Origin of the sequence: Exiguobacterium acetylicum (assembly GCF_022170825.1) — a bacterium.
GTDB lineage: Bacteria > Bacillota > Bacilli > Exiguobacteriales > Exiguobacteriaceae > Exiguobacterium_A > Exiguobacterium_A acetylicum_B.
Genome location: NZ_CP081879.1, coordinates 77,773 through 93,437, shown reverse-complemented (window position 1 = coordinate 93,437; position 15,665 = coordinate 77,773). Strand labels below are relative to the sequence as shown.

Below are 15,665 nucleotides of genomic sequence, written 5' to 3'. Positions count from 1 at the left end.
AAAGTATGCGCCGGCGCATACTTTTTGTCACGTTTCCCCGTACATCGCATGACATGATATGCTAGATGTATCGAAAAAAGGGGGCGATGTACCATGGACAGTTCTTCATCCGTCCAACACCGACAGCTCGTCGTTTCTCAGGCGGCCAAGACGTTGCTTGAGAACGACGTCACCGAACAACTCGCCTCGATCGACATCGTCGACGTCGAGGCTTACGTCAATCAGCTCTATGAAGAATGTTATGAGTTCCAGAACGAGGAGGACGTCTATACGAAGCTCCGCTACTACTCGTTCAAGAAACTGAAGAGAAGATGGGTCAGATCCGCCATCCGAAACTATGTCGAGAATAAGGGGCCGATGAAAGAGCTTAGGGGATTGCATAAGATGTATCTCGAGTTCTGGGACATTTCAGGCAAGGAAGGCTTCCAACGAAAGTTCTCTGCCGACAGTGTCGAGGACCTCATGAAAGAACATATTCGCGAACTCGAGGAATGGGCCGAGAACAACAACCTCCTCATCCATACGTATCCACATTGGGGGCAGAAGACGAAGAACCAACGGACGAGCACCATGCGGACCGACGTCCTGATGGTCATCGGTGAGGTCGCGAAGGGACTGAAGCGAGTGCAACCGAAGGCGCACGTCGCGACATCCACCTCGATCACCGTCCCGTTCTTCGGTCTGGCCGATCGCATGAAGAACACGACGGAGAAGTTCAACCAAGGGGAGGGGACCTTGATGGACCTCTCGCTCGACCTACACGACTATTCTGCCGTCGTACCGAAATACAAGCAGGGCGTACCGAACAATCTATCCGTCCTCGTCAGCAATGAATTCCTGGCAGAACTCGACGGGAAGGTACCTGACCTTGATTCGCGCGATTTCGAGGCATTCAACGAGATACTATCCTATCGCGATATCTCGTTCCAGACGAACCGGAAGATCGTGTTCCCGATCTCGAAGCTCGTCAAGAAGATTTATGGCAACGATAGCGGGAAGAGCTATGCCCTTACGACGCAGCGTCTCGTCAAGCTGGGATACTATCGGGTTGCGGTCCGTAACGAGGAGGGCGACCTTTCCATCTTCGGTCTGTTCTCCTCCGTCAAGATAAGTGGGGCGTCCGCCATACAGCGGGACACACAGATCACCGTGACCGTCTCGGAGGAGGTCTATGACGACCTGCTCAAGCAACAGATCATCAGCATCTACGGGGAACAAATCGAACGACTGAAGGGGACGTTCGCCTATCATCTGTCGTTCGTCCTGCAGAAGGAACGTCTCTCCTCGTTCCAGCTCAAGGAGGAGATGCCGGCGAAGCGACACTGGCGACAGTTCACCCATTCCATCCGCTTCAACAAGAGTCGGAAGGCCGAGAACCTGAAGGAGCTCGAGACGAACCTCGATCGGATCAAGGAGCTCGACTTCATCATCCAGGACTGGCATCGTTCAGGGGATTACTATTTCCTCTACTTCCATCCGCTCGAGAGATGGGAACTCGACGATCGGAGCAACGTGCTCTTGCTTTGAGTGACTCTTCCTAGCTCGACTGCTAACGATGTTTGCTCCTCTGGGGCAACAAAAACTTCATCTTTCAAGGAGGCATGCCCACATGATCAATCCAGAACACCTGACTCCTCTTCCGTATAAGGAGAGACTCTCGGAAGAAGATATACAGATGATCGAAGGACTGCAGGAAAACCGTGCAGCACTACAAGTCATTAACCGACTCACCTTCCGCTTCAGACGACTAAAGGAAAGAGATATCCACTCCACGACAGTAGATTTCGATGAAGAGTTCCCTCTATTACATGAGAGCTTCGGTGAATCACTCATCCGATACTTCCGCTTGAAGGGGATTTCCGTCACGCGCGTTCCCCGTACAGGAGAAGAAGACCCTCTCAATACATTCGGGTATACTCTTCTCTTCGACTTCTCCTCGCTCTGAGATGAGGGTTCATTCTTAGAAACGCTAATCATGAACCCGTCCACGAGGGGACGAGCGTCTACATGATGTATCCTAGTCGTCATTCTTTCTCTACAAAAGGATGACGTGTTCTCTCTTTAGTTCTTTCTTTATTGTCTCTATAATGAGGGTATTGTCTTATTTTTTAATAGAAGAGCGTACGGATTTCTTCCTCCGTACGCTCTTCTTCCATCTCCAAACATCTTATCGTTTTATGTCCGCATCACTACTTGATTCTTATGTACTGCCTAGATATCTGTTTTCCTCGAACTTTCGAATATGTCTTCAATCTCTTCATTCATCCGTTCCTCACGTCCACGCTCTTCGTCGATCACTACCTGATTGAATTTCGTCTCGTACTCCATCCTTCTCGTCCCCATCCATCTCAGTACTCAGCCATTTCAGTCTGATAAGGTTGTCCATATGGCTGGAGGTTCCGCATGCTTCTTTTCTGATTTCCTCATTTCTTCTAGACCCAATGATAGTTTTCCCGATTCAATCACCAAGGCGAGGTGAAAGGTGACGCAGGAGAGTAAGAACAATGTTGATACCAATAAGAACGCGACGCCTAAGCTTAGATTGAACATCTTCTCCACCTTAGATGTCATGTTATTGACTGATTCCCATCCGTATGGCATTCGAACTGATGATTTCCTTCATGAAGAACCTCCGTCAGTTTTGATGGTGATTCGTCAGACTGAAGGACTCGTCGACATGAGGCTTATTTCGGTCGTATTCACAGACGAAAAGAATCCATAGGAGGGGAATAGACTTTTTGGTCGTCACGTACCGTACTCTACTTACCGGTTCCGACAGACAATCTTGATCGTTAGTTTTAGGATGATCATCAAGACAAAAAAAGTAAGAACATAAGTTCTCATTATTTAGAATTTTAGTCTGATTACGCATTGTAGTCCTGATGAGAGGTCCATCAGATTGGAATCAATGCATATGTCGAATTATGTCGTAAAACGACCAATTTTTGATTATGGTCGTCCATTACCGTACCAGAACGACACACATTCATCGATTTCGGATGACTTTTGTCGTTTTTGACCGTACCGAAATGACATCTTTCATGTTTTGGTCGCTTGTCACCGTACCGGAACGACATTTTTGAAAGAATGGTCGTGAATCCCCGTACTAGAACGACATTCCAAAGATTTTCTGAGATTTTTCAATTTTTTTTTAGAACCTCCAACAGCAAGAATTGTCGTCTTTCACCGTACCAGAACGACACTTTTTCTTGTTCTGGTCGTCCAGCGCCGTACTGGAACGACACTTTTCTTGTTCTGGTCGCCTTTTACCGTACCGGAGCGACATCCATCAGTCAGAATGCCTTAAAAATACTGGCGAAGAGGAGCCGTGGATGGCTTCATGTGGGGATTCCTTCGGTTTTGGTCGTAATCGACCGTACCGAAATGACATCTTTTTGACTCATGGAAACGGCTTCATATCAACGTTCCTGACGTGTTGGTCGTCTTTCACCGTACCGGAGACGCGTTTTGACAGTTCTCCTCAAGGACAGGATACTAGGCTTAATAGTCCAGAGTAGGGGAGGTGTAGGCAATGTCGATGAATCAGCAGAACAGACACGTATTGGTCGCGAACAAGGTGTTGATTGCCATGAGCGGTCTGACGCGTTGGACGAAACGAGAAGAAGGCTTCATGTATGAACAGCATCACTATAACATCCCGGGACCGTTCCTCGCCCTGAAATGGACGAAGTCGCGGATCCGTCATCTTCTCACGCTTCTCTCGCATTGTGACGACAAGGGCATGTTGTCCCTCGTCGAGAGCGAGACTCTCGCGGACCATGCCCGGACCTCCGTCCGTTCGTTGCACGACAACCTCCGTCTGTTCGAGGAGGCAGGACTCATCCGGTATGACTTCCATTTCACCGGCGTCCTATCGATCGAGCTCGTCGACTACCTCTCCAACTATCGTGACCTCACGGAAGAATCCGGCAGCTTCGCTTCGAAGACGGGATATACCTCCATCTGGTGTGGGATGATTCGTCATCTCATGGAGATCGACCACGTCAACATCCTGCGCGTGGCATTGCGTGCCCTCGTACAGGTGGAACGGGACATCCATGTCCAGTCCCAGGAGAAGGCCATCCTCACCTATGATGAGGTGAAGGGCTTCCTCCCTCGCTATTGTGGCCATCGTCTTGCGGTGAAGGGCATGCTCGACCAGCTCTCACGCCTCTTCGACGTGCAACTCGTCGAGGACACGAAGGACTTCTTGTCGGCCGTCAAGGACAACATCTCGCTCAAGCGACGCATACATACCGTCACACGTCCGCTCATGTTCCAGATGAAGATCGGGGAGAAGGTCGACAGCAGACGCATCCGCGAGGCGGAACGCGCGAGCACGCTCATCGGTTGGTTCGACCTTCGTGAGGTGGCTCGTGATTTCGTCGACTTCGACCTGCTCGAGGTGCCTCAGTCCTCCCTCAAGTCGCTCAGCGACACGTATGGGTTCGAGGCCTGTGACGAGGTCTTACGTTCGATCCGGAACGACTTCCTCCGCTACGGGGAACGCCTGCAGGAGACGGACGTCTATAGTCTCTTCTTCCAGTCCCCGGTCCTCTATCTCAATGAGCGTCTGAGACGACTCTCGGAAAAATTGGCCATCGCATGATGGTCTATTTGTCATGCCCTTTTCTGAAAAAAATGATGAAAACGAGGCAAATCACCTCTGATATCGGCGTCATCGGCCTCGAAAAAGGGGGTCTCCGCATCCAGGATGTCCGTCCAGGCGATTTTTCGAATGTGTCATACCATTCAGGAAAAAAAACAAATATACAGGACATAAAAAAAGCTAATGGATGCAGAGAAACGACTCGTATCGAACGAAAACGAGTAATCAGAGCGCATAATCCGGATGAAGGCGAACTTCTCCAAATCATCATGTCTCTTTATCGGACTTTGATTTCGGCAAGGAACGTTGGTCTCACGGGCTCCATGATCGATTCACGTTTTCCAATTCTTTTTAATTCTTTTTTAATCCCTTCAATCTCCTAGAATGTCTGTAATGAAAATAATCTGGTTAGCCCGTATGTCATCATCTTGGAAGGAGAATCCCTCTTTGGTGATTGAAGTTCAGGAAGACAGACGAAACGTCATGTATACATTTCGACATCGAAACGTATACAATTTAATACTAGTGTATACATATAGATATCATAAAAAATCGACACCGAACGATAAAAATGATTGTCTTCAATCCTCTCGTATGTGATGATGGAGACAGAAAGGGGAGAGATGATGAACATTCTGACGTTCTACATATCAAAGGGAGGTTCCGGGAAGACGACCTGTTCCCTCAACATGGGGCATGCACTCGGCGAACTCGGTCAACGCACTTTACTCGTAGACCTCGATCCACAAGGTTCCCTCAGCAAGTTGATGCTGAAGGAGTCCGATACGATCAAATACATGACGCTCTTCGACGTCCAGGCGCGCGGACTCGCCATCGAGGAGATTTTGTTCGACGACGAGAAACACAACATCAGCCTTCTCCCCTCGAACGAACGGAACGCCCGACTCATCAACCTGATATCAGAACAGGACAAACTCTTCCTATTGAAGGACCTGCTCGCACCGCTCGCGGAGGAGTTCGACTGGATCATCCTCGACTCCGTCCCGTCGATCAATGAGCTCTCGAAGGTCGTCCTCTCCTGTGCGGACCATGTCATCGTCCCCTTCATGCCGAAGAAGCTGGTCTTCGATCAACTCGGCAGTACCATCCGGACGATCCGACAGGTGAAGAAGTTCTATAACGGCTCGCTCGAACTGACGGGCATCATGCCGGTCGCGCTCGACGTCGGACTGAAGGGTGACCGTGAATATGCGGAGGCCATGGGACGGCTCGCGGAGGAGGAGGGGCTCACCGTGCTCCCGTCCGTCAGACGTGCAGCCTTCATCGAGAAGGCCGCCGACAACGGGAAGAGCGTGCTGCAGTACAAGTCGAAGGAAGGACAAGAGCTCGCCGCACCATTCAGGGAGCTCGCTCGTCGTATGGTCGAAGGAGGGAAGGACGCATGAAGGCCCGGAACAAGCAAATCCATAAAATCAAGCCTCAGGAGCAACATCCGTATCGGAGCGGGTTGACGGACATCGGCTCCGTCGTCCAGAAGCTCCCCGTATCGAAGGACCTCGAGAACCTGGCGGTCGAGATCAAGGAGCTCGCGCGCGTCCAGACGATATCGGTCTTCGAGATCGGCAAGCGTCTCTCGATAGCGAAGTCGGAGATGCACGATGGCAAGGAATGGCAAGGGTTCCTCGAGACGGTCCAGATGTCGAACTCGCTCGCTTCGCGGTACGTCAAGGCCTATGACACGCTCCAACCGTTCGAGGAGTCGCTCGGGAAGCTGCCGGCCTCGAAAATCTTCGAGCTCATGTACGTCGAGGACCCGGAGGACGTGGTGCTCAACGGCCTGCCCGTGGAAGGCGGGCGGAAACCGATAGAGGAGGCGACCGTACGTGAACTCCGGGCTAGCCGTTCCGCCACGTCGGGCGTGAAGGTCAGCGCCTTCCGTCAGAAGAAGACGACGTCGACGGTCCTGTCGGCACGCGTGCCGACGGACACATCGGAACGCCTCCATGCGCTCGCGAGCGCACAAGGGCTCAGCATCAGCGAATATTTGTCACGATTGATAGAGGAATCGCTCGACCACGGCATCGTGGAGGGCTCAGATGAGACGGAAGGGGAAGAGAGACGATGAAGAAAATCGCGTTATACAACCGTAAGGGTGGGGTCGGGAAGTCGACGACGACAATCAACCTCGCGCATGCCTACGCCAGGGAGGGGCTCCGTGTACTCGTGATCGACGCGGACGACCAGGCGTCGACCTCGAACGGTCTCGGGCTGACCGAGGACTATCCAGGGAAGGTGCTGCTCGACTGTCTGATCAACGAGGATGACCCGTACTATGCACCGATCGAGCAGGTCATCGTCAACTGCGAGTACGAGACGGGGACGGTCCATCTCGTACCGACGCGCCGCTCCGCCTCGCCGACCGGCCTGACGAGCCAGATGGGTTACGAGTTCCGCCTGAGGGAGGAGCTCGCACGCGTCGAGGAACTGTTCGACGTCTGCCTCATCGACTGTCCGGGATCGACGTCCGCCTTGAACCCCTATGCCCGCTGCGCCCTGGTCGCACAGGACATCATCGTGATGCCGGTGCAGATGCAGAAGTTCTCGATGGACGCCGTCTACACGGCACCAGAGGAGCTCGAGGAAATCAGACGCTACAAGGAGGACATCCACATCGCGGCATTCGTGCCGACGATGGTCGGTACGCGCTCGCGCGGGGACCTGACGACGGTCGAGGAACTCGTCGACCTCGGACGGGAGGTCGGCATCCCCGTGTTGACGACAATCCCGTACATGGTGAAGGTACAATCGCTCCAGCGTGAGTCCCGTCCGGTCATCGACCACAAGGGTCCGGCGACGGACGCGTACCTGAAGCTCGCGGAGGAGGTGCTCGCATTATGAGTCGTAAGAAGAACGCACCGAAGTTCTCGAGCTTCCAGGCGAACGGCGCGCTCCCTGAGGCGACGAACCCGAACACGGACGCACGAGGGGAGAAGGTCGACGCCGTCAAGAAGTTCTCCTCGACGACGAGCGTCGCGAACCCGTATCAATCGTTGTCCGCGACCTCGTTGTCCCGTGTCGTGACGAAGAAGCTACCTGAGAACATGGACGGACTGGTCCAGTACTACAACCACATCGATGCCATCCATGCGACGAGCTTCGTCGAGAAGTGCCGCGTGCTCGCGCACGCCAACGCCATCTTCCGCTATGAGGGGACGCGTGACGGCTTCCGGCAGGAGGAGGGCGGATGGCTCGAGTTCGTCGGGCGCATCGGCCTGTCGCAGTCGCAGGTGAGCCGCTTCGTCTCGTTCTGGAACGTGTTCGGCGAGGAACTGCTCGTCCGCGCGGTCGAGGAGGAGCTGACGGCGTCGAAGCTCGCGGAACTGCTGTCCTGGCCGGAGGACCCGAGGGCTGTCATGCTCGAGGGACGTACATACCAGGTCGGGGACGGCGAGAAGACCGTCTACGAGATGACGCGGGAGGAACTCCGCGAGGTCAAGCGGATGCTCAGCGACCGCAAGGAACGTCGCGTCATCGAACAGCCGTCCGTCAGCCGTCCGGTCAAGCTGCGGATCGACTTCGGGGATGACGATCCGTTGTTGAAGAACCTGCAGGAACGGGCGAAAGAGGACGGCAGCAGCCCGGAGGACATCATCCGGCGCGCACTCGAGCAATATCTACGTCGTTGAAGCCATGAATCGGGCACGCTCATCTCCTCGGATGGGCGTGCCCGTCTGTCATGGGGGGCAGTTTAGAAATTCTGACAACTATTTCCGAAAACATACTGTCTTTATTTTCTATATATGCGTAAAATTTAGTTATGGAGTCGCGTCACCAGCTGGTTAACGCACATGAAATTTGGGAGGAATCACAAGCTATGAACTTCGATAATAAGATCGACCTACAAAAAGAAATCGGTAAGACCATCTCGTTGACGGACGGAACGCGTAAACTGACAATCAAGGGCCAGACACGCAGCTACCCGGTACACCGCATCCCGCTCGAGCACCTCTTATATAACCGCCAGAACGGACGCATCATCAGCTCGATGAACCGCTACGAATCGGAAGGCAAGGACATCCAGAACCTCTCGAAGGAGGAGTACAACGACCTCGTCGAGCAGTTCATCGTCGAGTCGAACAGCGCCGCGCTCAACAAGACGAAGCAGAACATCGACCTCTTCGGACAGCGTCTACCGGGCGTCGTCCTCAACGACGGGACGGTCGTCGACGGGAACCGACGTTATACGTGCCTCCGTCAGTTGAAGCGGGAAGGGAAGACGTCGTTCTTCGAGGCGGTCATCCTCGATCCGTCGGAGGGTCTCTCCGCGATCGACATCAAGCGACTCGAGCTCAACCTGCAGCACGGCGAGGAGCGTCCGGTCGACTACAACGCCATCGACAACCTGGTCGAGGTCTACAACGACATCGAGAAGAACAAGTACTTCACGGTGAAGGAATATGCGACGAACACGAACAAGACCGAAGGGGACGTCAAGAAGATGCTCAAGAAGGCGAACCTCATGGTCGAGTTCCTCTCGTTCATCAACGCCGAGGGCAAGTACTACGTGGCACGCGACATGGAGCTCGACGGACCGCTCCAGGAGATCATGTTCATCCTCAACAAGGAGAAGGACGAGGAGGAGCATGAACGCGTCAAGAACGCCCTCTTCACGGCGATGGCGCTCTCGAAGGAAGGCGACCTGACACGCTACATCCGTCGCATCGGGAAGGAAATCATACTGGCGGGCAACCGGGATCAGTTCCTCGACGAATACGACGACATCGTCGAGGACGTCTACGATGCCTATCAGGAAGAGGCGAGCGTGACCGTGAACACGGTCAAGAAGCTGAACGAGAACCTCAAGAACGTGCGCGAGGAGGCGAGCTCGATCGTCAGCAAGCGTGTTGACGAGACGGTGTTGACGCGCGTCAAGATGAAGCCGATCGATTCGCTCAACACGGTCATCCGGACGCTCGACAACGTCGACGCGGACCAGATCGCCCGGATGGATGCCGGCTCGAAGAAGGAGTTCGCCCGTCTCGTCGAACAGATCCGGAAGGAACTCGGGGCCTATGAGTCACGACTCTGACTTCCGCGACCTGGTGCTGCGCCCGTCCTACTATACGACGGAGCATCAGATCGGCAAGGACTTCTATACGCCCGTCCTCGGACGGGCGGTCGCCTATGACCGGGTCAGCGGCTACTTCAGCTCGAAGGCGCTGGCCTCCTACGGTCAGGGCGTCAAGGGATTGGTCCGCAACGGTGGACGGATGCGGCTCATCGTCTCGGAGGAGCTGAGCGAGGAGGACGTTCGGCTGATACGACAAGGCTATGCCCTGCGGGAACAGACCGTCGACGACCTGCTCGGACGACTCGACGAACGGCTCGATAGTCAGGAGATGATGGACTACTGCAACCTCGCCCATCTGATCGCGACCGGCGTCGTCGACATCCGGATCGGCTTCAAGTCGTCCGGGCTGTTCCACTCGAAGTTCGGTCTCGTCGAGGACGGATACGGGAACGTCATCTACTTCACGGGCTCGAACAACGAGACGAGCGCCGCCATCCAGAACAACTTCGAGTCCTTCGACATCACGACGACATGGCTCTCCTCCCCGTTCGACGTCGAGAAGATCCCTCGCGCGCGTCGCGAGTTCGACCTGCTCTGGGCGGACCGGATGCGGGAGGAGAACATCTACGTCAAGCACATCGAGGAACTCATCATCAAGAAGATACTGACATACGACAAGGGGACGATCATATTGGACAAGGAGATGCTACAGGAGGACGCGATGATCCTCACGGTGGACGATGACGGGCGATTCGTGATCCACGACAACGTGACACCAGGCAAGATGAAGGAGAACGAGCTCACCATCAAGACGAAGCTGAAGCCCTACTACGCGGATGCAGGATATCCTCACTTCCGCGAGGACCTGACGTACGTCGAAATCCGAAAGGTCATCGAACTCTTCGAGAAGCTAGGCAGACGACGGGACTTCGACGTCGTGGTGACGCGCGCGCTGGCCGAACACCTCGAGCGACAGACCTATCTCATCGAGGAGCGTTCGAACTACGCGATGCTGCTGAAGACGCAGGACGACCGGATCGAGGACAAGTATGCGAACTTCGCATCAATCGTCGACCGCGAGCTGCATCGTGAACTCCGCGACAAGCAGATGCAGTCCGCCTTCTACATGGCGGAGATGCACCGGGCGGCAAACTTCTCCGTGCCGGGTGCCGGGAAGACCTCGATGGTATACGGCGCCTTCGCCTATCTGTCCTCCCCGGAGGTCGACCGCGTGAACAAGATCATCATGATTGGACCGAAGAACACGTTCCTCGCCTGGAAGGACGAGTACGTCGAGAACTTCGGGACGAAGCGGGACCTGCGCCTTCTCAACATCCATGACTCGAACGAGCCAATCCGTCAGCTTCGTCTCGGCGGGGATTCGTTCGACCTCGTCCTCGTCAACTATGAGTCGCTCGGACGATTCGAGGGCGTGCTCAGCGACGTCATCGACGGACGCACGATGCTCGTCTTCGACGAGGTCCATAAGATCAAGGGGATGAAGAGCAAACGGGCCCAAATCGCGAAGCGTCTCTCGACGCTGACTTCCTATAAGTACGTACTGACCGGTACGCCGATACCGAACACCTACGAGGACGTCTATAACTTCCTGAACATCCTGTACGGGGAGGACTACAAGAGCTTCTTCAACTTCAAGCCGAGCGAGCTGAAGAATCCTTCCTCGACCCGGATCGAGGAGATCAACGCTAAGATGCTGCCGTTCTTCTGGCGGACGACGAAGCACGAGCTCCAGGTACCGCAGGCAGAGCCGGACATCCAGTATCACGTGGAGGCGAACGATGCCGAGCAGGCGATCATCGACCTCGTCCATCGCAAGTACCTGGGGAACCCGTTCAGCATGTATATCCGCCTCCTGCAGGCCTCGACCTGCCCGGAGCTCCTGTTGCGGGCACTCGACTTCCAGGAGATGTATGGAGAGGAGGAGGCGTCCGGCCTCACCTTCGCCGGACAGGAGGACACGCCTCCCGTCACGCTCGACCGCTCGGAGGTCGAGTTGTTGCGTCGCGTCCCTACGACACGGAAGTTCCGTGCCGGGGTGGAGCTCGTCTCCGACCTGCATGATGAGGGCAAGACGGCCGTCGTCTGGTGCATGTTCGTCCATACGATCGACAAGTTCCGGGCGGAGCTTCTCGCCCGGGGCATCAAGGCGGAGGCAATCTATGGGAGTACGCCGCTCGAGGAGCGCGAACGCATCATCAAGTCGTTCCAGGCGGGCGAGCTCGACGTCATCGTCACGAACCCGCATACCCTCGCCGAGTCGGTATCGCTACATCACGTCTGTCATGATGCGGTCTACCTAGAATATTCGTTCAACCTGACGCACATGCTGCAATCGCGCGACCGCATCCATCGACTGGGTCTACCTCAGGGACAATACACGCGTTATCACTACATGATGATGCAAGGACAACCGGAGGAACATGGGATGGTCGACGAGAAAATCTATGACCGCCTCAAGATGAAGGAACAACGCATGCTCGACGCGATCGAGAACGGCGAGCTCCGTCCTGATCCTACGGTCGACTATGAGGAGATCATCGCACTTTTCGAGTGACGAACGAGTCGTTCAAACCCGTCTAGAAACAATCTGGCAGTACCAATCAAACCAAAGAGGTGATGATTCAAGTGAGCTTGAAAAGGGTGAAAGACCTTTTACGATTCAATGCATTCATGTTCGTACTGCCTTTGATGTTCTTCATTCTTCAGAACTCGGTCCATGCGGAAGTGGGACTGACGCCGTTCACTTCGATTGATTCAGAAATCGAAGGAACCGCCGAAGTGGACACCGATGTGATGATTCTGTTCGCCAACAAATGGTATGCGACGAAGTCGGATGCTGACGGAAAGTTCAAGATGAAATTCGACCAGAAAATCGGTCGAGAGACCATCGGGATACGTGAAAAACAGATGGACGGCACCTATGGAAGAATCGCCCGCTACTCCGCAGAACAAATGACGGAATCAATCCAACCTCCCAAGTATTTAGGGAAGAACAAGAGCGGCGAATCCCTCTTCTATAGTCCGCAAGGCTTCGAGGTCGTAGTGCTCGTCGGCGATGTTGTTTACAGTGACGGCTCACTGCTCAGGATAAAAAATCTGGACAGCAGTAGTGTAAGAGCCTATGTACGTAACGCCGAACGGAAAAGCGAAGTGGTCAACCTTGACATAGCGAATCCAGAGAAAATTCCGTTCACGATTTCCAGTAAGGTGGAAGATGATCAGGTCATCATGACGGGTAATACGTTACCCTCGATGCAGTTTTTCCTAGGTAACCAGATGGAGGATGGGGTTTGGGATGATGGTACATGGTTCCGTAGCGACGAAGAGGGTTATTTCTCTAAAGCATTAAGCCGCTGGACGTACTTCGATAATGGCGTGGCTACTTATTGGATAAAAATGGATGGCGTCGGTGAAGATGTGATGCCCGAAATATTCAAGAGCACCCAGACGGTCACTGGACCGAAAATCAATTCCGATAATCCGCTCATCATCAACAGCGAAATCATCCAGGAGGGTGAATATATCAATGGGAGCGGGACGCCGGGACATACCATATACGTCAAGAACAAAGGGAGCTTGCAAAGATTAGGTGAAGTCGACAATCGAGGTAGATTTTCAATCTCCATCCCCCGGAACATGAACGAGCCAAGTATAACGTTCGTGGTGCAAAAAAAGGATGAGACATACTTCGGTGAAGAAACACATCGATTATACGAAAAGAACTTTGATAGTCATGATTTATTCCTGGATAAGGTGACCTCTGATTCCACGAGAGTGACGGGCACTGCTCCGAGGTTCATGGACATCCGAATCGACTTCACTGGAGCGATGGGAAGTTATCAGATGAACACCACCTCCGACGAGAACGGTCACTATTCTGTCTTGATGCCGAACGAGTTCGACGGTACGGTCACCGTGACGGCTCGTTATGATGGAGGAGTTAGTAGGAGCAGGAAGACGGAGGTCATCGATCTACGCCCGAACGAAAAGCCATCATACTACTTCGAAAACGGTACGATGAAAATCTCGGTCCGTAACGACAAGTTAATCGACAAATGGGTAGAGATATCAAAGGTCCATGCCGACGGAACTTTCGATGTCAGTAAGTCACTGCTTCGCGATCGTAATCAATCCGGCGAGTATGTGATTGGAGTCGGAGATTGGTTGGACGGGGACCGTTTCACTCTACGAGTAGTGGATGATAATGACGTGAAATCCGATGCCGTGTCCGGAGAATATGTGGAGCTTAATGCTCCGCGAATCGATGATTTGGACGATGATAGCAATAGCATCGTTGGACGAACGGCTCCGAACCTCAAGGTCTCTGCCATATATTACGATGGACACGTCGAGACCACTTATAGTGACGCGATAGGTAACTTCACCGTGAAGCTTCCGGACGTCAGTCCAGCGCATCGTCCATATAAGCTAGTGATTGATGATGAGAAGAATAAAGTGCGTCGGACCGTGGAACTGACCTATCGGGATACGACACCTCCAGCAATCAACGTGGAGCCAATCCAGGATCGAGATGACCAAATCAGAGCAAGTCTCATGCCGGGTGATACGATGAGAATCACGATCGTCTACGACGACGGCGGGACCGAGACGGTCGATGCCATGAGACGATATTGGGATAACGTGGTATACAGTCACCATTCCAGTTTCGGTAGGGTAGCATATTTCGAGTTCGTCAGCACGGACCCGAACGGGAACGAGAGTCGTAAGAAAATCATTCCCATCGATACCGTAAGACCTAGTCTCGATATGTTAGTCACACCTTACGCAGGAGAAGATTCGATCGAAGGGAAGACCGAACCGCAGGCGAATGTGACGGTGAGCATCTCAGGTCGGGAATACACGGCGAGGGCTGACGGAACAGGACGGTTCTCCATCAAGACTCATGTCTTGAAGGCATCCGAAAAGGTTGATATGGAGATACTCGACAAGGGCGATAACCTGGTCACGCTAAAGGATGCATCTTCCGTATTAGGAATCAACTCGGTGGAGTTGATGAAGGATAGGAAGTCGGTCGTCCTGAAAACGAACATCAAAGGTTCGAGGGTCGATCCATATCTCACACTCGAATACGAAGGTAAAAAAATCTCCCAAGGATTCGCCGAGAAGGTCGTGTTCAATCTCGACAAGCCTCTCAAGAATCATTCGGAGCTCAAGATACACCTCTCACGTAGGAATGCTCTCTCAAAAGTGGTGTACCAGGCGAAGCAATCGGACACCATCGCACCGAGCACGAACGTCGGAATCGATTGGCGAGATGACTGGAACATCGGTACGAGACTCTACGGTACGAGCGAACCTGGTGCGACCGTCGAAATATATCAGAAGTCGAAGCGAATCTTCTATGTGAGGACCGCATCAGGCGGTGAGTTCGAGTACGTCGTGAACAGAGCGTTCGGTACACGAGAACAACTGCTCCTACGCGTGACGGATATGGTCGGGAACCGTTCGGAGAAAAAGGTGGTCTTGAAGCACGTACCGAAGAAGCCGACCGTGGACCCGGTCTTCGATAATTCGAAGACGATTACCGGGAAGTCGGAGCCCGGACTCACCGTGGAAATCAAAATCAATACCACGAAGTATCTCGTGAAAGCGGATAGTCGCGGTAACTACCGCCTAAGTGGCAAGGCCTGGCCGATAGGCTCTCGGATAGTCGTCAAGGCGAAGGGGAAGGATGGCATCGATTCTCCTTATGAACGGCGTACCGTGAAAGGCACGATAAAGTATCTAGAGGTCAAGAACGTGACATCTTCCTCACGCTTCGTCGAGGGGAAGACGGAACGGAATTCCTCCGTGCAAGTCTTCAAGAATGGCAAGAGCATCTCGAAGAAGGTCCTAGTAGCGAAGGATGGGAAGTTCAAGCTATCCATCCCGAGACAGACGGCGAAGACGAAACTCGTCGTGAAGGTCGAACGAAACAACTTCAAGTCGCTCGAGAAGACGTTGATCGTAGGTAAATGAGCAAGAGAAGGACATCGCCACCGT

At 53.5% G+C, this 15,665-nt stretch carries 10 protein-coding genes; all 10 read left to right on the top strand.

All coding sequences use genetic code 11. The annotated features are described in order from the left end of the window. The first annotated feature begins 93 nt into the window (after positions 1-93). The 10 genes from K6T22_RS16805 to K6T22_RS16760 all read left to right on the top strand — a co-directional run bounded on the left by K6T22_RS16805 (position 94) and on the right by K6T22_RS16760 (position 15,641). Positions 94-1,527, top strand: coding sequence for a hypothetical protein (locus K6T22_RS16805; protein ID WP_035412947.1), 1,434 nt, complete (start codon positions 94-96; stop codon positions 1,525-1,527). An 82-nt stretch (positions 1,528-1,609) separates the two neighbouring features. Beyond that, a complete protein-coding gene (locus K6T22_RS16800; RefSeq protein ID WP_238240516.1) occupies positions 1,610-1,945 on the top strand; it encodes a hypothetical protein in 336 nt (111 codons plus the stop codon). 1,587 nt (positions 1,946-3,532) lie between these two features. Continuing rightward, positions 3,533-4,609, top strand: a complete 1,077-nt coding sequence (locus K6T22_RS16795; protein WP_238240515.1) for a hypothetical protein — start codon at positions 3,533-3,535, stop codon at positions 4,607-4,609. Between the two features lie 626 nt (positions 4,610-5,235). Further along, positions 5,236-6,015 (top strand): ParA family protein, encoded by a 780-nt coding sequence (locus K6T22_RS16790; protein WP_238240513.1) that lies wholly within the window; start codon positions 5,236-5,238, stop codon positions 6,013-6,015. Further along, entirely contained in the window at positions 6,012-6,695 is a 684-nt protein-coding gene (locus tag K6T22_RS16785) for a DUF3102 domain-containing protein (protein ID WP_214859003.1), read from the top strand. The genes K6T22_RS16790 and K6T22_RS16785 overlap by 4 nt, the downstream gene beginning before the upstream one ends. Beyond that, on the top strand, positions 6,692-7,468 hold the full coding sequence (locus K6T22_RS16780; RefSeq protein WP_035412959.1) for a ParA family protein: 777 nt from the start codon (positions 6,692-6,694) through the stop codon (positions 7,466-7,468). Before K6T22_RS16785 ends, K6T22_RS16780 begins: the two co-directional genes overlap by 4 nt. Beyond that, positions 7,465-8,256, top strand: a complete 792-nt coding sequence (locus tag K6T22_RS16775; protein ID WP_238240511.1) for a ribbon-helix-helix domain-containing protein — start codon at positions 7,465-7,467, stop codon at positions 8,254-8,256. The genes K6T22_RS16780 and K6T22_RS16775 overlap by 4 nt, the downstream gene beginning before the upstream one ends. 188 nt (positions 8,257-8,444) lie before the next feature. Continuing rightward, entirely contained in the window at positions 8,445-9,659 is a 1,215-nt protein-coding gene (locus K6T22_RS16770) for a hypothetical protein (RefSeq protein WP_238240510.1), read from the top strand. Then, the gene (locus K6T22_RS16765) at positions 9,643-12,216 is read left to right on the top strand and encodes an SNF2-related protein (protein ID WP_238240508.1); all 2,574 of its coding nucleotides are present in this window, start codon (positions 9,643-9,645) and stop codon (positions 12,214-12,216) included. Before K6T22_RS16770 ends, K6T22_RS16765 begins: the two co-directional genes overlap by 17 nt. Before the next feature lie 62 nt (positions 12,217-12,278). After that, positions 12,279-15,641: a hypothetical protein gene (locus K6T22_RS16760; RefSeq protein ID WP_238240495.1), complete on the top strand. Its 3,363-nt coding sequence runs from the start codon at positions 12,279-12,281 to the stop codon at positions 15,639-15,641. Positions 15,642-15,665 lie beyond the last annotated feature (24 nt).

Bases quoted from the DNA above. Each gene is read 5' to 3' on its own strand.
- K6T22_RS16785 (WP_214859003.1), top strand. From the start codon at position 6,012: ATGAAGGCCCGGAACAAGCAAATCCATAAAATCAAGCCTCAGGAGCAA.
- K6T22_RS16770 (WP_238240510.1), top strand. From the start codon at position 8,445: ATGAACTTCGATAATAAGATCGACCTACAAAAAGAAATCGGTAAGACC.
- K6T22_RS16790 (WP_238240513.1), top strand. From the start codon at position 5,236: ATGAACATTCTGACGTTCTACATATCAAAGGGAGGTTCCGGGAAGACG.
- K6T22_RS16795 (WP_238240515.1), top strand. From the start codon at position 3,533: ATGTCGATGAATCAGCAGAACAGACACGTATTGGTCGCGAACAAGGTG.
- K6T22_RS16775 (WP_238240511.1), top strand. From the start codon at position 7,465: ATGAGTCGTAAGAAGAACGCACCGAAGTTCTCGAGCTTCCAGGCGAAC.
- K6T22_RS16800 (WP_238240516.1), top strand. From the start codon at position 1,610: ATGATCAATCCAGAACACCTGACTCCTCTTCCGTATAAGGAGAGACTC.
- K6T22_RS16780 (WP_035412959.1), top strand. From the start codon at position 6,692: ATGAAGAAAATCGCGTTATACAACCGTAAGGGTGGGGTCGGGAAGTCG.
- K6T22_RS16805 (WP_035412947.1), top strand. From the start codon at position 94: ATGGACAGTTCTTCATCCGTCCAACACCGACAGCTCGTCGTTTCTCAG.
- K6T22_RS16760 (WP_238240495.1), top strand. From the start codon at position 12,279: ATGATTCAAGTGAGCTTGAAAAGGGTGAAAGACCTTTTACGATTCAAT.
- K6T22_RS16765 (WP_238240508.1), top strand. From the start codon at position 9,643: ATGAGTCACGACTCTGACTTCCGCGACCTGGTGCTGCGCCCGTCCTAC.